Raw genomic sequence first — 20,841 nt, forward strand, 5'->3', positions numbered from 1 at the left:
GACCTATGGCTGAATTCTTTAACACCCCAGGCGGCATCGCTGTTCTGATCCTGGCGCAAGTGCTTGCAGTTGTTGCATTTGTCATGATTTCGCTGCTGTTCCTCGTCTACGGGGACCGCAAGATCTGGGCGGCTGTCCAGATGCGTCGTGGCCCCAATGTCGTAGGCATCTACGGCCTGCTGCAAACGGTGGCCGACGCGCTCAAATATGTTGTCAAAGAGGTGGTGATCCCCGCCGGTGCCGATCGCACCGTGTTTATTCTGGCCCCATTGACCAGCTTTGTGCTGGCGATGATCGCCTGGGCGGTGATCCCCTTCAACGACGGCTGGGTCCTGTCGGACATCAATGTGGCGATCCTCTATGTTTTCGCGGTCTCCAGCTTGGAGGTCTACGGCGTGATCATGGGCGGCTGGGCCTCGAACTCGAAATATCCGTTCCTCGGCAGCTTGCGCTCAGCGGCGCAGATGATCTCTTACGAGGTCTCGATTGGTCTGATCATCGTTGGGGTCATCATCTCCACCGGCAGCATGAACTTCGGCGACATTGTGCGCGCGCAGGACGGTGATCTGGGTCTGCTGAACTGGTACTGGATCCCGCATTTCCCGATGGTCTTCCTGTTCTTCATCTCGGCACTTGCGGAAACCAACCGCCCGCCGTTCGATCTGCCCGAAGCGGAATCGGAGCTGGTTGCAGGCTACCAGGTGGAATACTCGGCGACACCGTTCCTGCTGTTCATGGCCGGGGAATACATCGCCATCTTCCTGATGTGCGCGCTGACAACACTGTTGTTCTTTGGCGGCTGGCTGTCTCCGATCCCTGGGCTGCCCGACGGCGTCTTGTGGATGGTCGGCAAAATGGCGTTCTTCTTCTTCCTCTTCGCAATGGTGAAGGCAATCACGCCCCGCTACCGCTATGACCAGCTGATGCGTCTGGGCTGGAAAGTGTTCCTGCCGTTCTCGCTGGCCTGGGTGGTCTTCGTATCCTTTGCTGCAAAATTTGACTGGTTCTGGGGCATCTTCGCCCGCTGGACCGTGGGAGGCTGATCAATGGCGAACATCGACTACACCCGCGCCGCCAAATACTTCCTGCTGCAGGATTTCTGGGTCGGCTTCAAACTGGGGATGAAGTATTTCTTTGCCCCTAAGGCCACCCTGAACTATCCGCACGAGAAGGGCCCGCTGTCTCCGCGTTTTCGCGGCGAGCACGCGCTGCGCCGCTATCCGAACGGCGAGGAGCGCTGCATTGCCTGCAAGCTGTGCGAGGCGATCTGCCCGGCGCAGGCGATCACCATCGACGCAGAACCGCGCGAGGATGGCAGCCGCCGCACCACGCGGTACGACATCGACATGACGAAGTGTATCTACTGCGGTTTCTGCCAGGAAGCCTGCCCGGTGGATGCAATTGTCGAAGGCCCGAACTTCGAGTTCGCCACCGAGACCCGCGAGGAGCTGTTCTACGACAAGGACAAGCTGCTTTCGAACGGGGAGCGCTGGGAAGCCGAGATCGCGCGCAATCTCGAACTGGACGCGCCGTACCGATGAGCGATGCCAAGAACCCATTTGAGGCCATGATGGCCCAGGCCCAGGACATGGCCAAAGCCCTGAACCCGGCGTTGGAGAGCTTCTCTCCCACCGGAGCGTTCAAGGAGTTTGAAGCGCTTTGGCCGACGATGCCGAAGGATGTCATGGAGATGATGTTCGGCAATACCGTCAACAAGGGCGGGCTGGATGCCAAGACCCGGCTGCTGCTGACATTGGCCGGGCTGACAATGCAGGGCGCGCAGGCGGATTCAGCCGTGCGCCAGACCGTACGCCATGCCCTGGAGGCGGGCGCTAAGAAACAAGAGATCGTTGAAACGATCGGACAGATGTCGGTGTTTGCCGGCATCCCGGCCATGACCCGCGCGCTGGAACTGGCGCAAGAGGTTCTGGACGCCAAAGGGGACGATGAAACATGACCGTTTTTGCCTTTTACCTCTTTGCCATCAGCGCCATCACCGGCGGGCTGTTCACCGTGATCAGCCGCCAGCCGGTGCATTCTGTGCTGTGGCTGATCCTGGCCTTTATTTCCTCGGCCGGGCTGTTCGTGCTGCTGGGCGCCGAATTTGTCGCCATGCTGCTGGTCATCGTCTACGTCGGTGCCGTTGCGGTGCTGTTCCTCTTTGTGGTGATGATGCTGGACGTGGATTTTGCCGAGCTGAAAGCAGAGATGGCGCGCTATATGCCGTTGGCGCTGCTCATCGGTCTGGTGATCCTTATGCAGTTCGTGATGGCTTTTGGTGTGTGGGAAACCGCACCGGCGGCGGCCACGCAGCTGGCCCAGCCGATCCCGACTGACCAGCATAACACCGAGGCGCTTGGCCTCATCATTTACGATCAATATTTCCTTCTGTTCCAACTTTCCGGCCTGATCCTGCTGGTTGCGATGATCGGCGCCATTGTGCTGACCCTGCGCCACCGCACCGACGTCAAGCGTCAGGACGTTGTCGCCCAGATGATGCGCGATCCGGCCTTGGCCATGGAACTCAAGGATGTGAAACCGGGGCAGGGGCTTTGAGACAATGATCACACTCGAGCATTATCTAACCGTCGCGGCGACGCTGTTCGTCATCGGCATCTTCGGGCTCTTCCTGAACCGCAAGAACGTCATCATCCTGCTGATGAGCATCGAACTGATGCTCTTGGCGGTGAACATCAACCTTGTGGCCTTCTCCAGCTTCCTTGGGGATCTGGTGGGTCAGGTCTTCACCCTCTTTGTGCTGACCGTGGCCGCCGCCGAGGCCGCTATTGGTCTTGCGATCCTGGTTTGCTTCTTCCGCAACCGCAGCACCATCGCCGTGGAAGACATCAACGTGATGAAGGGCTAAAGCGTCATGGAAACCATCCTTCTCTTTGCCCCTCTGGTCGGGGCCATCATCTGTGGCTTTGGCTGGAAGTTCATCGGCGAGACCGCAGCCACCTGGACGGCGACCGGGCTTTTGTTCCTGTCGGCGCTTCTGTCGTGGATCGTCTTCCTCAGCTTTGACGGGGTGACCCAGTCGATCGAGATCATGCGCTGGATCGAAAGCGGCTCGCTGTCGACGTCCTGGGCGATCCGTCTGGACCGGATGACGGCGATCATGCTGATCGTTGTGACCACGGTGTCATCGCTGGTGCATCTCTATTCCTTTGGCTACATGGCCCATGATCCGCAGTGGAAGGACGGGGAGAGCTACAAGCCGCGCTTCTTTGCCTATCTGTCGTTCTTTACCTTTGCGATGCTGATGCTGGTGACCTCCGACAACCTGGTCCAGATGTTCTTTGGCTGGGAAGGCGTGGGCGTTGCCTCCTACCTGCTGATCGGTTTCTACTACCGCAAGCCTTCGGCCAATGCGGCAGCGATGAAAGCCTTCATCGTCAACCGCGTGGGTGACTTTGGCTTTGCCCTCGGTATCTTTGCCCTGTTCTTCCTGACTGACAGCATCAATTTTGATGACATCTTTGCAGCGGTGCCGCAGCTGGCGGAAACCCAGCTGACCTTTCTCTGGTCGGAGTGGAATGCCGCCAATCTGATTGCAGTCCTGCTGTTCATTGGTGCCATGGGTAAATCGGCGCAGCTGATCCTGCACACCTGGCTGCCGGACGCGATGGAAGGCCCGACCCCGGTGTCGGCCCTGATCCACGCCGCCACCATGGTGACCGCCGGTGTCTTCCTCGTCTGCCGCATGTCGCCGCTGATGGAGTTCGCACCCGAAGCGACAACCTTCATCACCGTGCTGGGTGCAACTACGGCCTTCTTCGCGGCGACTGTGGGTCTGGTTCAGACCGACATCAAACGCGTGATCGCCTATTCCACCTGTTCACAGCTTGGCTACATGTTCGTTGCAGCCGGGGTCGGCATGTACTCCGCAGCGATGTTCCACCTGTTCACACATGCCTTCTTCAAGGCGATGCTGTTCCTTGGTGCAGGCTCCGTAATCCACGCGATGCACCACGAGCAGGACATGATGAACTACGGTGGTCTGCGCAAAAAGATCCCCTACACCTTTGCGGCGATGATGATTGGCACGCTGGCCATCACGGGCGTTGGTATCCCGCTGACCCACTTTGGCTTTGCCGGCTTCCTGTCCAAGGATGCCATTATCGAGAGCGCCTATGCTGGCGGGTCGATGTATGGTTTCTGGCTGCTGGTCATCGCGGCGGCAATGACATCCTTCTACAGCTGGCGCCTGATCTTCCTGACCTTCTACGGCAAGCCGCGCGGCGACAAGCATACGCATGATCACGCGCATGAAAGCCCGATGGTCATGCTGATCCCGCTGGGTGTGCTTGCCCTTGGTGCGATCTTCTCTGGCATGCTCTGGTACAACAGCTTCTTCGGCCATGCTGATAAGGTTGGCAAATTCTACGGCATCCCAGTGGCAGAAGCCGCGGCACATGGCGATGCGGCAGCGGATTCGGGCCACGGCGCTGATGACAGCCACGCCAGCACGGCGGATGACGGTCACGGCACCGCTGACGCATCCGGTGAGCATCACTATGTATTCGCGGGTCAGCCGGGCGAAGGCGCGCTGTATTTCGGTGCCGACAACACTGTGCTGGATGACGCGCACGCCGCTCCGAAATGGGTGAAAGTTTCGCCCTTTATCGCGATGCTGCTTGGCCTTGGTCTTGCGATCCTGTTCTACATCGTGAACCCAAGCCTGCCGGGCCGTCTCGCCAAGCAGCAGCAGCCGCTCTACCTGTTCCTCAAGAACAAGTGGTATTTTGACGAGCTCTACGATTTTGTCTTTGTCAAACCGACGCTGATGATCGGCCGCTTCTTCTGGAAGCGCGGTGACGGCAAGACCATTGACGGCGCGCTCAACGGGATCGCCATGGGCATCATTCCCTTCTTTACCCGCCTCGCCGGTCGCGCACAGTCGGGTTACATTTTCACCTATGCTTTCTGGATGGTGCTGGGCATTGCTGCCCTGGTTACCTGGATGTCGATCGGCGGAGGAGCGCACTGATGGACAATCTCCTTTCTATTGTCACCTTTATCCCGGCGCTTGCGGCGGCCATTCTGGCCCTGTTCCTGCGCGGCGAGGATGAGGCGGCGCAGCGCAACGCCAAGTCTGTTGCGCTTTTTGCCACCACGATCACCTTCCTGGTGAGCCTTGGCATCTATTTCCAGTTCGACCCCTCCGACACAGGCTTTCAGTTTGTGGAAGAGGCCGAATGGATCTTTGGCCTGAAGTACAAGATGGGCGTCGATGGCATTTCGGTGCTGTTTGTGATGCTCACCACCTTTGTTATGCCGCTGACCATTTTGGCGAGCTGGGGTGTGAACACCCGCGTCAAGGAATACATGATCGCCTTCCTGATGCTGGAGACGCTGATGCTTGGCGTGTTCATGGCGCTGGATCTGGTGCTGTTCTACCTGTTCTTTGAGGCGGGCCTCATTCCGATGTTCCTGATCATTGGTATCTGGGGCGGCAAGGAACGGATCTACGCGTCGTTCAAATTCTTCCTCTACACCTTCTTTGGCTCGGTGCTGATGCTGGTGGCCATGGTCGCTATGTACGCAGATGCAGGCACCACCGATATTGCCCAGCTGCTGACGCACAGTTTCTCGGCCTCCGGCTTTGATCTTCTTGGAGTGCATGTCGTTGGTGGGATGCAGACCCTGTTGTTCCTCGCGTTCTTTGCCTCCTTCGCGGTGAAAATGCCGATGTGGCCGGTGCACACCTGGCTACCCGATGCGCACGTGCAGGCGCCGACCGCAGGCTCCGTGGTGCTGGCGGCGATCCTGTTGAAGATGGGCGGCTACGGCTTCCTGCGCTTCAGCTTGCCAATGTTCCCCGTCGGGGCCGACGTAATGACGGATCTGATCCTGTGGATGTCGGCGATTGCGGTGGTCTATACTTCGCTGGTGGCGCTGGTGCAGTCGGACATGAAGAAGCTGATCGCCTATTCTTCGGTGGCGCATATGGGCTTTGTGACCATGGGCATCTTTGCGGCGAACCAGCAGGGCATTGATGGCGCGATCTTCCAGATGCTGAGCCACGGCTTCATCTCGGCGGCGCTCTTCCTCTGCGTGGGTGTCATCTATGATCGGATGCACACCCGTGACATCGACGCCTATGGTGGCCTTGTCATTCGTATGCCTGCCTATGCGCTGGTCTTCATGTTCTTCACGATGGGCAACGTCGGCCTGCCGGGTACCTCGGGCTTCATCGGGGAATTCCTGACGCTGATGGGCACCTTCCAGAAGAACACCTGGGTCGCAGCAGTTGCCGCAACCGGTGTCATCTTCTCGGCAGGCTATGCGCTGTGGCTCTACCGCCGCGTGGTCTTTGGCGACCTGATCAAGGGCAGCCTCAAGACCATCAAGGATATGACTGCCCGCGAGCGGTTCATCTTTGCACCGCTGGTGGTGATGACCATCCTTCTGGGCGTCTACCCGGCGCTTGTCACCGATATCATCAGCCCGTCGACCGAGGCGCTGATTGCAAACTTCAATGAATCTCTGGCTGCCGCGGACCTGTCCCCGGCGACCCAGATAGCTTCGCACTAAGGGGGCGTGGGCGATGATCCCAGCTGATCTCACCGTTATCCTGCCAGAGATTGTTCTGGCGCTCAGCGCAATGGCGGCGCTCCTTGGCGCCGTCTACACCGGCAAGGACAAACTGGCCCCGGCGTTGATCTGGCTGATGGCCGGTCTGATGTCGGCGCTGGCCATCTGGATCGCCACCGGATCCTCGGGCAGCCGCGAGGCATTCAACGGCATGTTCGTCGACGATGGTTTTGCCCGCTTTGCCAAGGTCGCCATCCTGCTGTCGGCCTCTGCCGTGCTGGTCATGGGCCAGGACTACATGTCACGCCGTGGCATGTTGCGCTTTGAGTATCCCATCCTCGTCGCGCTGAGCGCGGTGGGCATGATGGTGATGGTCTCGGCCGGCAACCTGATGTCGCTATACATGGGCCTTGAGCTGCAGTCTCTGGCGCTCTACGTCGTGGCTTCGCTGCGTCGTGACAGTGTGAAATCCACCGAAGCCGGTCTGAAGTACTTCGTGCTCGGCGCGCTTTCGTCCGGTTTGCTGCTCTATGGCGCATCGCTGGTCTATGGTTTTGCCGGGACCACCGACTTTGCCGGTATCTACGCGGTGGCCAAGCATGGTGAAGTCTCCGTCGGTCTGCTGTTCGGCCTGGTCTTCCTGATCTCCGGCATGGCGTTCAAGGTGTCTGCCGTGCCGTTCCACATGTGGACCCCTGACGTCTACGAAGGCGCGCCAACCCCGGTTACCGCATTCTTTGCATCGGCGCCGAAGGTTGCGGCCATGGGTCTGTTCGCCCGCGTGCTGCATGATGCCTTTGGTCATGCGGTACAGGACTGGAGCCAGGTTGTGGCCCTTCTGTCGCTGCTGTCGATGTTCGTCGGGGCCGTTGCCGCCATCGGCCAGCGCGATATCAAGCGTCTGATGGCCTATTCCTCGATCGCCCATATGGGCTATGCGCTGATGGGCCTCGCCGCGGGTACCGCCTATGGCGTGCAGGCGCTGCTGGTCTATATGGCGATCTATGTCTCGATGAATATCGGCACCTTTGCCTTCATCCTGATGATGGAGAAGGACGGCAAGCCGATCACTGACATTCGCGCGCTCAACCTCTACTCCCGTCGCGAGCCGGGCAAGGCGCTGGCGATGCTGATCCTGTTGTTCTCTCTGGCGGGTGTACCGCCGATGCTGGGCTTCTTCGGCAAGCTTTATGTGCTTAATGCGGCCTATCAGGCGGATATGGCGTGGCTGGCGATTGCCGGTGTGATCGCATCGGTTATCGGCGCGTTCTACTACCTGCGCATCGTGTACTACATGTATTTCGGTGAAGAGGGCGAGGAGCTGGAAACCAACCGCTCGCCGATCCTCTGGGGGTTCCTGATGGCCTCGGCGGCCGTGATGCTTCTTGGGATCATCAACATGTTCGGCATCGAGGGTGCAGCGGCTGCGGCGGCTGCCACGCTGGTCAACTGACGGTTTCGACACAGAACACACAAAGGCCTGGTCTGCGGACCGGGCCTTTTTGCCTTGAAGGGACAGTATCATGAGTGATTGGCCAGAGGGATACGGGCGGAGCCTGCTTGACGAGGTGGACAGCACCCTCGATGAGGCGGCGCGCCGCGCGCCCACATTGACCGGCCCTGAATGGATCATGGCCAAACGCCAGACAAAGGGGCGGGGGCGCCGTGGCCGTGCCTGGAAGGAGCCCAAGGGGAATTTTGCCGCAACACTCGTCATGCGGCCGGAGGGGCCACCCGATCAGGTGGCGCTGCGCAGCTTTGTTGCGGCGCTGGCACTTTATGATGCCTGTGTCGCGCTCTGCGGCGAGACGGCTGGACTTGCACTGAAATGGCCCAATGACGTGCTGCTGAATGGTGGCAAGCTGGCGGGGATCCTGCTGGAAAGCGCGGGGGCCGCCGCCGGTGTGACACATCTTGCGATCGGGATTGGTGTCAATCTGATCGAGACGCCGATGCAGGAATGGCTGGAACCGGGTGCTGTCTGGCCTGTCTCGCTGCTGTCGGAAACCGGGGTCCAGGTCACCCCAGAGGCGTTCCTGACCGCGCTTGCGGTCGCCTATGACCGCTACGAACGACAGTTTGTCACCTATGGGTTCGAGCCGATCCGCACCGCCTGGCTGGCCCGTGCTGCGCGCCTGGGCGAGGTGGTGGTGGCCCGCACCATGAACTCCGAAACCGAAGGCACCTTTGAGACAGTGGACGGCGGCGGCAACCTCGTCCTAAACACCGCCAAGGGCCGTGTCAGCATTCCGGCGGCGGATATCTTTTTCTAGGGCATAGGAACGGGGCAGGTCATGCTTTTGGCAGTCGATTGCGGCAACACCAATACTGTCTTCTCAATCTGGGACGGGGAGAATTTCATCGGCACCTGGCGTACCGCCACCGATTGGCGGCGCACGGCGGATCAGTATTTTGTCTGGCTCAATACGCTGATACGGCTACAGGGGATCGAAGCGGATATCACCGATATGATCATCTCCTCCACGGTCCCGCGCGTGGTGTTCAATCTGCGGGTGCTGGCGGATCGTTACTTCCACACCCGCCCCCTGGTGGTGGGTAAGCCTGACTGCCTGCTGCCGGTTGCGGTGCGGGTTGATCAGGGAACCAATGTCGGCCCGGACCGTTTGGTCAATACAGTCTCCGGGTTTGACAAATATGGCGGCAACCTCATCGTCGTCGATTTTGGCACGGCGACAACCTTTGACGTGGTGGCCGAGGATGGCGCCTATATCGGCGGTGTGATTGCGCCGGGGGTGAATTTGAGCCTGGAAGCCCTACATCAGGCAGCAGCGGCTCTGCCGCATGTGGATATTTCCAAACCCCAGTCGGTGATCGGCACCAATACGGTTGCATGTATGCAGTCAGGTGTGTTCTGGGGATACGTAGGACTGGTGCGCGAAATCTGCGCCCGCATCAAAGCGGAGCGCGACGTGCCGATGAAAGTAATCTCGACAGGCGGGCTGGCGCCTTTGTTCCAGCAAACAGCAGATCTGTTTGACGCATTTGAGGATGATCTCACGATGCATGGGCTACAGATCATACACAAATATAATAAGGATAACGGTCTCGAGGATGAGCACTGAACGTTTAATCTACCTGCCCCTCGGCGGGGCAGGCGAAATTGGTATGAACGCCTATATCTACGGCTACGGCAAACCGGGCAAGGAACGCCTGGTCCTGGTTGATCTTGGCGTTACTTTCCCGGACATGGACAGCACGCCCGGCGTGGATCTGATCATGCCGGACATCAGCTGGCTGAAGGAACGGGCCGACCAGCTGGAGGGGGTGTTCATCACCCATGCCCATGAGGATCACATCGGCGCCGTGGCGCATCTCTACCGTGACCTGAATGTGCCAATCTATGCCCGTGCCTTTACCGCAAATCTGGCGCGTCGCAAGATGGATGAGGCCGGTCTGGACAGCGAAGAAGTGAAAACCGTCTCCGCATGGCCAGAGGTCACCAAACTGGGGCCGTTTACCATCGGCGTTGCACCGATCTCACATTCTATCCCGGAGAGTGGCGGTCTGGTGATCGACACGCCTGCGGGCCGGGTCGTTCACACCGGTGATTTCAAAACCGACCCGACGCCGATTGTCGGCGAGGCATTTGATCCCGACATGTGGAGCGAGATTGCCAAGGATGGCGTCAAGGCGCTGGTCTGCGACTCCACCAATGTATTCTCGCTGCATCCGGGCCGGTCTGAGGTCGATGTCGGACCCGAGATCACCCGCCTGGTGGGCGAGGCTGAGGGGATGGTGGTTGCCACCACATTTGCCTCCAATGTCGCGCGGGTGAAAACCCTCGCCGAGGCCGGTCAGCGGGCCGGGCGCTCCATCGTGCTGCTGGGCCGCGCCATGCAGCGCATGATCGAAGCCGCCACCGAAACCGGCGTGCTCAAGGACTTTCCGAAGGTGGTCAGTGTCGAGGCCGCGCAAGAGCTGCCGCGTGAGAACCTGATGCTGATCGTGACTGGTAGCCAGGGCGAACGCCGTGCGGCGTCCGCTCAGCTGGCGCGCGGCAAGTATCGCGGGATCGAGGTTAAGGAGGGCGACCTGTTCCTGTTCTCCTCAAAGACCATTCCGGGCAATGAGCGTGGCGTCATTCGCATCATCAACCAGTTCTCTGAAAAGGGTGTGGATGTGGTCGATGACAGCTCCGGTCTCTACCATGTCTCCGGTCACGCAAACCGCCCCGATCTGGAGCGGATGCACGATATCATCAAGCCGCAGATGCTGATCCCGATGCACGGCGAGCACCGTCACCTGCGCCAGCACGCCCGTCTCGGCGAGGCCAAGGACATTGCCAGCGCGGTTGTGGTCAACGGCATGATGATGGACCTGACCGGTGATCGCCCCAAGGTCGTGGATTATGTCGACACCGGCCGCACCTATCTGGATGGGTCGGTCAAATACGGTGCGCTGGATGGCGTGGTCCGGGACCGGATTCGCATGGCGCTGAACGGCCATGTCATCGTCACCGTCATTCTTGACGAGGAAGATGAGCCATTGGGCGAACCCTGGTGCGATATCAAGGGGTTGGCCGAGACAGGCCGCTCCAATGCCGCGCTGGTCGAGGTGATGGAAGAGGATCTCAACCAGTTCATCATGCGCGCCGGTGCCAAAACACTGCGCGATGACGACAAGCTGGAAGAAAACCTTCGCCGCGTTGCCCGCCAGACAGCACAGAACGAGATTGGCAAGAAACCGGAAGTTACCGTGGTGGTCAGCCGGATGCGCTGATCGCTTCGGACCAAGTTGATAGACAGGCCCGCCGCAGTTTCTGTGGCGGGCCTTTTTTATGTGCACATCGGCCCTGTGGGCCACAGCCCACGCGCTTTATAGAAAAAGCCCCGGCGGTGGGGCCGGGGCTTTGTTCGGCTGCTAGGAGCAACCGTCAATCAATACTGCGCAGGCGTCGCTGCGGATGGGGTCAGGCGTGCCGGGGGCGCGACAGCAGCGCTGCAAGTTTGCCGGGCACGCTGACGATCCCACGGCCCAGGCTGCGCAGGAAGGAAGCCATCGCCTGTGCGCGCAGCTCATGTGCGCGGGCTTCGATGGCGCGGATTTCGTCGGCGGTCACAGTGGGGAACTCAAGGTTGTTCATGGCGGGTCTCATCTTGCTTAAGTACGTCTTGTTGCCCTCCAGATAGGCGTTCCTGCCGGGGGCGACATCTGCAAAAATGGGCAATCCTGCCATGCCGCAAGTGCAAAGCTCATGAGAGAAATTGGGCGCTGTTTGCGGTCAGGTTTCTGATCACACATATAAAAAAGGGCTGCCCCAAGAGGCAGCCCTTCGGAATACGACTATGCGGTAGCCAGTTTAGCCGGCGCGGCGCTCGGCAAAGCTGAGTGCGATAAAGCTCGGCATATGGTCGCCCATGCCAACCACATTGTTGCGGTCGTTGCCACCACGTCCCCGGCCGGATTTCTGGTTGCCCTTTTGCCCGGTCTTGGGGGCGGAGGGTTTCTCAGCCGATTTCTGACGGGAGGAAGAGCGGCTATCGCTGCGCTTCTCCTGCTCGCCCTGCGGCTGCTCCGGCGTTGCCGCTTTGGCTTCAGCTGTCGGGGTATCCTTGGCCTGTGCCTCTGGCGCTGCGGTCTCTTCCTTGGCGGCCGATTCCTTGGCAGCCGGTGCACGGGTGGAAGACCTGCGGCTGCGGGTCTTGCGCTCTGTGGTCTCGCCGGTCGCTGCGTCCTTGCTGTCTTTTGCCGCTGGTTCGGCCTTTTTCAGCGGGTTCTCAAGACGCGGGATCTCGTTCTGGACAAGGCGCTCGATATCTTCGAGGTTCCTTTCGTCCTTGGGCACGCAGATCATCATCGCGGTGCCGTTACGGCCTGCGCGACCCGTCCGGCCGATGCGGTGAACATAGTCCTCGGCATGGCTCGGCACATCGAAGTTGAACACATGGCTGACGCTGGGCACATCAAGCCCGCGAGCGGCCACATCAGATGCCACCAGAAAGCGCAGCGACCCTTCGCGGAAGCCTTCCAGCGTCTTGGTGCGCTGGCTCTGATCAAGATCACCGTGGATCGGCGCCGCGTCATAGCCGTATTTCTTCAGCGATTTAGCAACGATATCCACATCCGTCTTACGGTTGCAGAAGATGATCGCATTGGTGCATTTCTCGCCTTCCTGATCAATCAGGTGGCGTAGAAGCTTCCGTTTCTCGCTGCCTTCACGATCGCGGCGCGAGGCTTTGAACAGCACAACACCCTGGGAAATATTCTCAGAGGTGGTTGCCTGCCGCGCCACTTCGACACGCTCCGGGGCGGAGAGGAAGGTATTGGTGATCCGCTCGATCTCCGGCGCCATGGTGGCGGAGAAGAACAGGGTCTGACGGGTGAAGGGCGTAAGGCCGAAGATGCGTTCGATATCGGGGATGAACCCCATGTCGAGCATACGGTCGGCTTCATCCACCACCATCACCTTGACGTCAGATAGGATCAGCTTGCCGCGCTCGAAATGGTCGAGCAGGCGACCGGGCGTTGCGATCAGAACGTCAACCCCCTTGTCGATCAGCGTGTCCTGTTCCTTGAAAGAGACACCGCCGATCAGCAGGGCCTTCGTCAGTTTCAGGTGTTTGGTATAGGTGTCGAAGTTCTCCGCCACCTGGGCTGCCAGCTCCCGCGTGGGGCAAAGCACCAGGCTGCGCGGCATCCGCGCACGCGCGCGGCCACGCGCCAGCAGGGTGATCATCGGCAAGGTGAACGAAGCCGTCTTGCCGGTGCCGGTCTGTGCGATCCCCAGCACATCGCGCCCTTCCAAGGCGGGCGGAATCGCCCCTGCCTGAATGGGAGTGGGGGTTTCGTAACCCGCTTCCTCAATCGCTTTGAGGACTTTGGGGTTCAGGTTCAGATCTGAAAATTTTGTCATATGCGTCCGTTTTTGCGGACACTGACCTGGCCCGCGCGTGTATGTCAGGGCCGATTCCGCATGGTCTTGCGTCCTGTCTCTATCGGCTTGCGCGGGGCATAGCAAAATCCGCTGCAATCGTCAAACGAAGCCGGGTTTTCGGCGCGTATTGATTGAATAACGGGCAAACTCGAAACAGTTTATTCAAATTGCGGGAAATGTTCACGCCGTTTGGCGGTCAGATCCAGCGGGCAGTGGTGGATCATCCCACGCTTTTGCAGCCGTTGATAGATGTCCGGCGCCTCTGCGTTGATTTCGCCAAAGAAACGCTTCAGCCCTTCAGAACCGTGCTCTTCCTCGATCATCGACAGCAGATCATGGGTGTTCAACCCGCCGAGGTTGCGCGAAAACCCGGCAGCCAGACCCGGACGATAAGAGCCCTGCTTGAGCCGGAACCGATAGCTGTCCTGCCAGGCCTCCCAGCTAGGGGCGTGGCGATGACAGATCTGCAGGGCGTGCTGCTCCTGCTCGCGCGTGTTTTTTTCACCATGCTGGAACAGGTTGTGGATTCGGAACTGAATGTCAGGCAGGCCGGTGCGGGCGAACAGCTTGCCCGCAGTATGGCTGAGGAACCCGCCTTTCAGGAAGACACCAAATTCGGGATAGATCGCACGGACCTTCTGTTCGCGGTCGGCTGCACTGGCAATCATGGATTTATACATATCCACCCGCCCAGCAAGCGCTTCCAGCGGGCGCATCCGCAAGACATCGGTTTCAGCGGGCAGGGCAGCCAGTATTTCGCCAATCTGCGGCCTCGCACCTCTTGCCGAGATATGGGGCCAGAGAAATTCGTCCACATCTATATGGGCGACCCAATCGGCCTGGATCCGGCCGTAGGCATGGGTCGCATTCATCGTCTGGCGCGCCTGGTGCATCTTCGGGCGTGGTTTCTTGCGCTGGCTCCAGTGGCTGTCGTCGCAGGTGGTGACCCGCACCTTTGGATGTGCTTTCAGATGCGGATAGGCCTCAGGATTCGGCGCATCCAGATAGAGATGAAGCCGATGGGCCCCCAGATCCAGATGATAGGCGGCGAAATTCAGGATGGTCTCTGCATCGGCCTTGATCGTGCTGACGATGCCCCATTTCGGATCGTTGGGCCTGCTCATGATTTGCGGGGTTTCTTGTAACGCTGAATGCGGCCGAAAATGCTGCGGGGATCGTCCATGACCATCCGCAGCATCCGCACACCAAGCGGGCGCAGCACGGCATCGTCCTCGACCTGGCGCCAGAGCCGCGCCAGCATGTGCCGATCCAGATCTCCGTGGGGCAGGTGATAGGGCTTCATGCCAAAGCCGATATCGTCAAGCTTCTTGCCTTTCACCCGAGGAAAGCCGCTGTCGGTCGGCCGTCCTGACAGCCGACGTTCGCTATCGTGCAGTGCGATCAGGTGAAACAGCATCTGGAGCCCCTGACCACCAAGCCGCTGCTCCATGGTATCCCCATGATCGGCAAAGGTGGCGGCGGCGGAAATCAACCAGCGTGTGGGCAGCTCGGCGGCGAGCATCGGGCCCTGTTCGCACCAGATCCGCAGAAAGAGGCTGCGCGCTTGCTCTGGCGGATCCCGGCGCCGCAGAATCGCGATGCACAGCGCATGTCGTGCCCAAAGTTCGGGCTGGCCTGCGAACTCGGCTCGCAGGGCCTCCCATTTCCGCGCGATATGCCGACTGGGCAGATCGTCCTCTGGTGACTGTAGTGCGGCCTCGGGCAGGGGGGCGAGCAGCGACGAGAGATCCACATCCACCGGCGGCAGCGCCGACGCCGGATCTATGAAGGGGGTCTCTTTTTTATCAAGCTGGCGCAGCAGGCTGTAGAACCCGCCAGGATAGGTTTCGTTGTCGATATCCATGGCGGGGTCTGATGTCACCTATGTGTCAGGGTGCTGGTCTTAAACCATCATCTCCTTGGTCGCCGTCAGTTTCAAGTCTGGATAGTCGCGCTCTACACGGTCGATATCCCACTGCAGGCGGGTCAGATAGACCACGTCGCCGTCATGGTCATGGGCAATGTGCTGCTTGTTGGTGTTGATGAATTTATCAAGCGCGGTCTTGTCGCCACTGACCCAGCGGGCCGAGGTGAACTGCGAGGCTTCGAAGCGCACCGGCAGGCCGTATTCCATCTCGATACGGCTCGCCAGCACTTCGAATTGCAGCTGGCCGACCACACCCACGATAAAGCCGGAGCCGATCGAGGGTTTGAAGACCTTTGCGGCACCTTCCTCGGCAAATTGCATCAGCGCCTTTTCCAGGTGCTTGGCCTTCATCGGGTCACCCGCGCGCACCCCCTGCAACAGTTCCGGCGCAAAGGACGGAATGCCGCTGACACGCAGCGCCTCTCCTTCGGTCAGCGTGTCGCCGATGCGCAGCTGGCCGTGGTTCGGGATGCCGATGATGTCACCAGCCCAGGCTTCCTCGGCCAGCTCGCGGTCAGAGGCCAGGAACAACACCGGGTTGGAGATGGCCATCGGCTTCTTTGAGCGCACATGGGTCAGCTTCATACCGCGTTTGAAATGGCCCGAGGCCAGCCGGACAAAGGCCACACGGTCGCGGTGCTTGGGATCCATATTGGCCTGCACCTTGAATACAAAACCGGCAACCTTCGTCTCATCCGGCGCAATCTGGCGCGGCAGCGCCGATTGTGGCTGCGGCTCGGGTCCGTAGGTGCTGATGCCATCCATCAGTTCCTTCACGCCAAAGGAATTGATCGCCGAGCCGAACCAGATCGGCGTCATATGCCCCTCAAGCACCGATTGCGGATCCAGTGCAGGCAGCAGCTCGCGGGCCATTTCGACCTCTTCCAGCAGCTTCTCAAGCAGATGTGCAGGCACATACTCGGCCAGCTTGGGATCGTCCAACCCCTCAATCGCGATGCTTTCGGCGATCTTGTTGCGATCCGCGCGGTCCATCAGTTCCAGCCGGTCGCGCAGCATGTCGTAACAACCGATGAAATCACGGCCAACGCCGATCGGCCAGCTGGCGGGCGTCACGTCAATCGCAAGGTTCTGCTGGATCTCGTCGATGATCTCAAAGGTGTCCCGGCTCTCTCGGTCCATCTTGTTACAGAACGTCAGAATCGGCAGGTCGCGCAGGCGGCAGACTTCAAACAGCTTCTGGGTCTGGCTTTCCACACCCTTGGCACCGTCGATCACCATCACCGCCGCGTCCACCGCCGTCAGCGTGCGATAGGTATCTTCCGAGAAATCGGAGTGACCGGGTGTGTCCACCAGATTGAAGCGGTAGCTGTTGTAGTCAAACGACATGGCCGAGGCTGAGACGGAGATCCCGCGGTCCTTCTCCATCTGCATGAAGTCCGACCGCGTGCGCCGTGCCTCGCCTTTTGCGCGCACCTGACCTGCCATCTGAATAGCACCGCCATAAAGCAGGAACTTTTCAGTCAGCGTGGTTTTGCCGGCATCCGGATGCGAAATGATCGCAAAGGTGCGGCGCCGGGCAATTTCAGCCGGCAGGTCGGGGCGGTTTGGGACGATATCGAGCATGAGCGCGCGTATATCAGGATGGCGGGCCGAGGCAAGAAAAACAGGGCGACAGCCGTTGCGTCGCGGTCCTGATAGCTGAGACCTGCTGTTTACTCCCAGACCAGCGTCTGCCCTCCAAGGCAGGCCGGCATGGCATCTGGCGGCAGCTGACCCAGCTGTTCAAAAAAGGTGAAGGCATCGAACTTGGAACACAGCTCGGCGATTTTGCCGTCCGCAAACCGAATCATCATGATTCCCTCGGCGCTGACCGGCGTCATCCCGTCCGGGCCATCAGAGGTCAGCAGATAGCGTGTCGAGGTCCAGTCGCCATCCTCGATATACTGCAGGATCTGAACGCGGAATTTGCCCGCAAGCTTGTGAACGACGTCAATCAGGACGGGATAGTCCTGACGTGGATTGGGGAGCCCGTCGAGCAGTTCGGTCGTATCCAGAGAGGGGGCCAGCATCTCGGCAAACGCGGCCATGTTGCGTTTCTCCCAGACCTCGAAAAACCAGCGCTGCACCAGTTGCTGTTTTGTCATCGTCAGGCAAAGTCCCATAGAGTCCATAAGGAGAGAATTCCCCATATGGTTGAATTGTAGGGGCAATTCTATCAGTAATCGTAAACTCGCTTCGCCTCTCGCCCAGTTCCCGGGCATCTGTTGCGGCCTCGCACATCCCGGCGCGAAGGGGCCATATACCAGCATGTTTACATCGGGCGCGGCTCCAGGCCCGAGATGCGCGGTGGTTGACCGGGGATCAGGCCCGGCGTGCGGATCAGCTTCTCCTGCGGCAGCGCAGCCCGTGTCAGCGGATCAAGCAGCAGGCTCTCAGCGGCGATCCCTTCGGCAAAGATGATCTGGTGGCGATCAAACAGCAGCTGGAAATAGTCGATGAAGCCGCCGGTTCGTTCGACAATGTCGATGCCATTGACCAGTTCGCGTGCGCGCACCAGCTGATCTGGTCGGCCACGGCGGCGACCTTCGCGACAGCGATGCACCAGCAACCGGTGGTCCGGGCTGACAAGCAGGTCATTTGCGTTGTTGAGCGCCCCGGCCCGGATCAGGATCGGAGCCATTTCTCCAACCGCACGGCTGGTGCATTGGCCGATCCAGCGCACCACTTGGGCACCGGCATCGCGGGTCAGAACCCGGTCGCCTACCTGTAGATCCTCAATCGGTCGCTGGGCGCCGGTGTCCAGGGTGATGTGTGTTCCGCGCGTGAAGGAGACACAGGCAAGCTGTGCAAGCCGCTGGCGCGTGCCCTCGCGGGTCTTGCGCACAAGGGTATAGCCGGTCTGCGGCAGCAAGGGGGCAAGCGGCAGCAGATAGATCGCCGCGATCAACCCGTCGTCATCGACCTCAACCACCACCAGCGCCTCCACATTGGCGCCGATATCCGGCATCAGCGTCAACAGGCAATCCAGATGCAGCCGGGCACCGGGTGCACCTGTTGCGCTGTCCTGACCAAGAACAAGCTGCCCGTCCGCGCGTGCGGTCAACGACAATTGGCGCGGTGGCGCGTTGCGCATCAGCTGATAGACGTCGTCCAGATGCAGGTCATCATATACCCCAAGCCCATCGCCCATATTCGCGCCCATCTCGACGCAGAAATCGGCGGCAGGAAAAACAGCAAGAATCTGGGCGGCAACGGGGCTCTGATGCAGCTGTGTCAGCATGAATAACCTAACCAGTATCGTGTGCGCATCCTGCGCGTATGACCTTCTATCTTGCGGCGAAATGTGGCGAGATGCGGACCAGAGCGGGGTGGTTTTGCGAAGCCGCAGGGGGAAACTGCCAAAGCCGGCAGGGCAGGGGATGACCACCGGATCGCCGATGGCATCGGGGCTGGTCAATCCCGGGGCGAGCGTGCAAGCTTCGGGCAACAGAACAGATGCGTGATCCGGTCCGCCACATCAGCCCATCGGGCAGCTGACAGGCGGACGACGACGCGCCGTAACAGGGAGAGAGATGATGGATTTGGGATTGTCGGGAAAGCGGGCGTTGGTCTGTGCCAGCAGCAAGGGGCTGGGGCTGGGCTGTGCTGAGGCTCTGGCCGAGGCGGGCGTGGATCTGGTGATGAACGCGCGCGGCGAAGAGGCGCTTCTGGCGTCAGCCCAGTCGATCCGCGATGTGTATGGTGTCAATGTCGAAACCATTGCTGCTGACATCACCACCGAGGCAGGGCAGGCCGAGGTTATCGCCGCGGCAGAGGGCGTCGATATCCTTGTCACCAACGCGGGCGGGCCGCCACCGGGCGTGTGGTCCGATTGGGGCCGTGATGATTTCATCAGGGCGCTGGATGCTAACATGCTGACGCCGATCGCGCTGATCAGGGCGCTGGTCCCCGGCATGATGGAACGCGGATGGGGCCGTGTCGTCAACATCACCTCACAGTCGGTGAAGGCACCGATTCCGGTTCTGGGCCTCTCCAATGCGGCGCGCACCGGGCTGACCGGCTATGTGGCAGGCACCTCGCGCCAGGTCGCGTCCAGGGGCGTGACCATCAACAATCTGCTTCCCGGCATCCATGCCACTGACCGCGCGGTCTCGCTGGATACGGGCGTGGCCCAGCAACAGGGGATATCGCTTGAGGAAGCGGCCGAACAGCGCGCCGCCAGCATTCCCGCCGGGCGCTACGGCACGCGGCAGGAATTTGGCGCTACCTGCGCCTTTCTCTGCTCCCAGCATGCGGGTTTTATCATTGGCCAGAATATTCTGTTGGATGGCGGCGCCACCAATATGACCATCTGATGGGGGCGACAGCGTGGCATCCGGTTTTTCGCTGAAGGATCAGTTGTTTAATATTGAGAAGACCCGCTATCTCGCGGGTCTCTTTGCGGCGGCGGACCCGGGGTTTGAAGCGGACAGATTTGTGTCCGAGGTGATGGCGGATCTGCCCGATCTGGAGCTGAAGCAGCGCATCGCGCTGATTGCCGATGTGCTGGCCCGCCACCTACCGGAGGATCTGGAGGCCGCAGCACCGGTGTTGCGGCGCGCCTTGCCACCGCCGCTGGACCCAAGCCTGAGCGATGATGACTTCGGTGATTTCATATTTGCGCCTTTGGGCGAACTTGTGGTGCTGCGCGGGCTGGACCAGGCGCCGGAGCTGTCGTTGCAGCTGCTCCGCGACATCACGCAGCGGTTCTCGATGGAATGGGCGATACGTCCCTTTTTGACCCGCTGGACCGATCTGACTCTGGCAGAGATGCAGCACTGGGCCACGAGCGACAATTATCATGTCCGCCGTCTGGTGAGCGAGGGCACCCGTCCAAGGCTGCCCTGGGGGCAGTCGGTACCGCTGACTCTTGCGCAGCCCTTGCCGCTGTTGGATCAGCTTCACGCAGATCCCACCCGCTATGTCACCCGCTCGGTCGCCAACCACCTGAATGACATCTCGAAGAAGGAGCCGGAACTGGTGCTGGACCGGCTACGCAGCTGGCAGGCGGCCGACCAGCAGCGCCCGGAGGAGCTGGCCTGGATCACGGCCCATGCCCTGCGCGGTCTCGTCAAAGAGGGTCATACAGGCGCCATGCAGATGCTGGGCTATGATCCCGAGGCCGCCGTCAAGGCGACGCTGGCGCTTGCCAAGGAGCCGGTCCATATCGGCGGAGCCCTGCAATTTGACTGCCATCTGGACGGCGCCCCCGGCGCCCCTGTGCTGGTGGATTATCGCCTGCATTTCCAGCGGCCCGGAGGCAAGGTCTCGGCGAAGGTCTTCAAACTGAAACAGACGGCGATTTCCGAAGGCGGCACCCGTCTCAGCAAGCGCCATCCGCTGAAAGCCGGGGCCAGCACCTTTACGCTGGTGCCGGGGCCGCATCGGCTGGAGTTGCTGGTCAATGGCCGGGTGCGGGATGATCTCACCTTTGATCTGCTGGAGCCTATGAGCTAGCAGTCCGCCCTCGGTTTACCCTCTG

General features: G+C 60.3%; 20 protein-coding genes. 13 read left to right on the forward strand and 7 right to left on the reverse strand.

The features are described from left to right. The first annotated feature begins 5 nt into the window (after positions 1-5). From nuoH to VWY75_RS06260, 11 genes are all read left to right on the forward strand, one after another. Positions 6-1,043, forward strand: a complete 1,038-nt coding sequence (gene nuoH / locus VWY75_RS06210) for an NADH-quinone oxidoreductase subunit NuoH (protein ID WP_340545122.1) — start codon at positions 6-8, stop codon at positions 1,041-1,043. A gap of 3 nt (positions 1,044-1,046) precedes the next feature. Then, positions 1,047-1,541 carry an NADH-quinone oxidoreductase subunit NuoI gene (gene nuoI, locus VWY75_RS06215; RefSeq protein WP_340545123.1) on the forward strand — a complete coding sequence of 165 codons (495 nt, stop codon included), beginning with the start codon at positions 1,047-1,049 and terminating at the stop codon, positions 1,539-1,541. Next, positions 1,538-1,957: a carboxymuconolactone decarboxylase family protein gene (locus tag VWY75_RS06220; RefSeq protein WP_340545124.1), complete on the forward strand. Its 420-nt coding sequence runs from the start codon at positions 1,538-1,540 to the stop codon at positions 1,955-1,957. The genes nuoI and VWY75_RS06220 overlap by 4 nt, the downstream gene beginning before the upstream one ends. After that, positions 1,954-2,556, forward strand: coding sequence for an NADH-quinone oxidoreductase subunit J (locus tag VWY75_RS06225; RefSeq protein WP_416537793.1), 603 nt, complete (start codon positions 1,954-1,956; stop codon positions 2,554-2,556). The genes VWY75_RS06220 and VWY75_RS06225 overlap by 4 nt, the downstream gene beginning before the upstream one ends. A 4-nt stretch (positions 2,557-2,560) precedes the next feature. After that, the gene (nuoK, locus tag VWY75_RS06230; RefSeq protein ID WP_416537792.1) at positions 2,561-2,866 is read left to right on the forward strand and encodes an NADH-quinone oxidoreductase subunit NuoK; all 306 of its coding nucleotides are present in this window, start codon (positions 2,561-2,563) and stop codon (positions 2,864-2,866) included. Positions 2,867-2,872: 6 nt separating this feature from the next. Then, the gene (nuoL, locus tag VWY75_RS06235; protein ID WP_416537791.1) at positions 2,873-4,990 is read left to right on the forward strand and encodes an NADH-quinone oxidoreductase subunit L; all 2,118 of its coding nucleotides are present in this window, start codon (positions 2,873-2,875) and stop codon (positions 4,988-4,990) included. Further along, positions 4,990-6,537: an NADH-quinone oxidoreductase subunit M gene (locus tag VWY75_RS06240; protein WP_340545127.1), complete on the forward strand. Its 1,548-nt coding sequence runs from the start codon at positions 4,990-4,992 to the stop codon at positions 6,535-6,537. The genes nuoL and VWY75_RS06240 overlap by 1 nt, the downstream gene beginning before the upstream one ends. Positions 6,538-6,550: 13 nt before the next feature. Then, positions 6,551-7,990, forward strand: a complete 1,440-nt coding sequence (gene nuoN / locus VWY75_RS06245) for an NADH-quinone oxidoreductase subunit NuoN (protein WP_340545128.1) — start codon at positions 6,551-6,553, stop codon at positions 7,988-7,990. A gap of 70 nt (positions 7,991-8,060) precedes the next feature. Next, a complete protein-coding gene (locus VWY75_RS06250; RefSeq protein WP_416537790.1) occupies positions 8,061-8,810 on the forward strand; it encodes a biotin--[acetyl-CoA-carboxylase] ligase in 750 nt (249 codons plus the stop codon). Positions 8,811-8,831: 21 nt separating this feature from the next. Further along, the gene (locus VWY75_RS06255) at positions 8,832-9,620 is read left to right on the forward strand and encodes a type III pantothenate kinase (protein ID WP_340545130.1); all 789 of its coding nucleotides are present in this window, start codon (positions 8,832-8,834) and stop codon (positions 9,618-9,620) included. Then, positions 9,610-11,277 (forward strand): ribonuclease J, encoded by a 1,668-nt coding sequence (locus VWY75_RS06260; RefSeq protein WP_416537789.1) that lies wholly within the window; start codon positions 9,610-9,612, stop codon positions 11,275-11,277. The genes VWY75_RS06255 and VWY75_RS06260 overlap by 11 nt, the downstream gene beginning before the upstream one ends. Positions 11,278-11,467: 190 nt before the next feature. Here VWY75_RS06260 and VWY75_RS06265 read toward each other — a convergent pair whose 3' ends face one another. From VWY75_RS06265 to VWY75_RS06295, 7 genes are all read right to left on the reverse strand, one after another. Next, complete coding sequence (locus tag VWY75_RS06265; RefSeq protein ID WP_416535930.1) at positions 11,468-11,641, reverse strand: RSP_7527 family protein; 174 nt, start codon at positions 11,639-11,641, stop codon at positions 11,468-11,470. 216 nt (positions 11,642-11,857) lie between these two features. Continuing rightward, the gene (locus tag VWY75_RS06270) at positions 11,858-13,411 is read right to left on the reverse strand and encodes a DEAD/DEAH box helicase (protein ID WP_416537788.1); all 1,554 of its coding nucleotides are present in this window, start codon (positions 13,409-13,411) and stop codon (positions 11,858-11,860) included. A gap of 179 nt (positions 13,412-13,590) precedes the next feature. Then, complete coding sequence (locus tag VWY75_RS06275) at positions 13,591-14,556, reverse strand: glycosyltransferase family 2 protein (RefSeq protein WP_416537787.1); 966 nt, start codon at positions 14,554-14,556, stop codon at positions 13,591-13,593. Beyond that, on the reverse strand, positions 14,553-15,314 hold the full coding sequence (locus VWY75_RS06280) for a hypothetical protein (protein WP_416537786.1): 762 nt from the start codon (positions 15,312-15,314) through the stop codon (positions 14,553-14,555). The genes VWY75_RS06275 and VWY75_RS06280 overlap by 4 nt, the downstream gene beginning before the upstream one ends. Positions 15,315-15,335: 21 nt before the next feature. Then, complete coding sequence (locus tag VWY75_RS06285) at positions 15,336-16,943, reverse strand: peptide chain release factor 3 (protein WP_416537785.1); 1,608 nt, start codon at positions 16,941-16,943, stop codon at positions 15,336-15,338. A gap of 89 nt (positions 16,944-17,032) precedes the next feature. After that, entirely contained in the window at positions 17,033-17,464 is a 432-nt protein-coding gene (locus VWY75_RS06290) for an ester cyclase (protein ID WP_416537784.1), read from the reverse strand. Positions 17,465-17,631: 167 nt separating this feature from the next. Then, positions 17,632-18,600 carry a Hint domain-containing protein gene (locus VWY75_RS06295; RefSeq protein ID WP_416537783.1) on the reverse strand — a complete coding sequence of 323 codons (969 nt, stop codon included), beginning with the start codon at positions 18,598-18,600 and terminating at the stop codon, positions 17,632-17,634. 295 nt (positions 18,601-18,895) lie between these two features. Between VWY75_RS06295 and VWY75_RS06300 the strand changes: the two genes are divergently transcribed. Then, positions 18,896-19,675 carry an SDR family oxidoreductase gene (locus VWY75_RS06300; protein WP_416537801.1) on the forward strand — a complete coding sequence of 260 codons (780 nt, stop codon included), beginning with the start codon at positions 18,896-18,898 and terminating at the stop codon, positions 19,673-19,675. 13 nt (positions 19,676-19,688) lie between these two features. Beyond that, entirely contained in the window at positions 19,689-20,816 is a 1,128-nt protein-coding gene (locus VWY75_RS06305) for a hypothetical protein (protein ID WP_416537782.1), read from the forward strand. Positions 20,817-20,841 lie beyond the last annotated feature (25 nt).

It is taken from the genome of Phaeobacter sp. JH20_08 (assembly GCF_048056635.1).
GTDB lineage: Bacteria > Pseudomonadota > Alphaproteobacteria > Rhodobacterales > Rhodobacteraceae > Phaeobacter > Phaeobacter bryozoorum.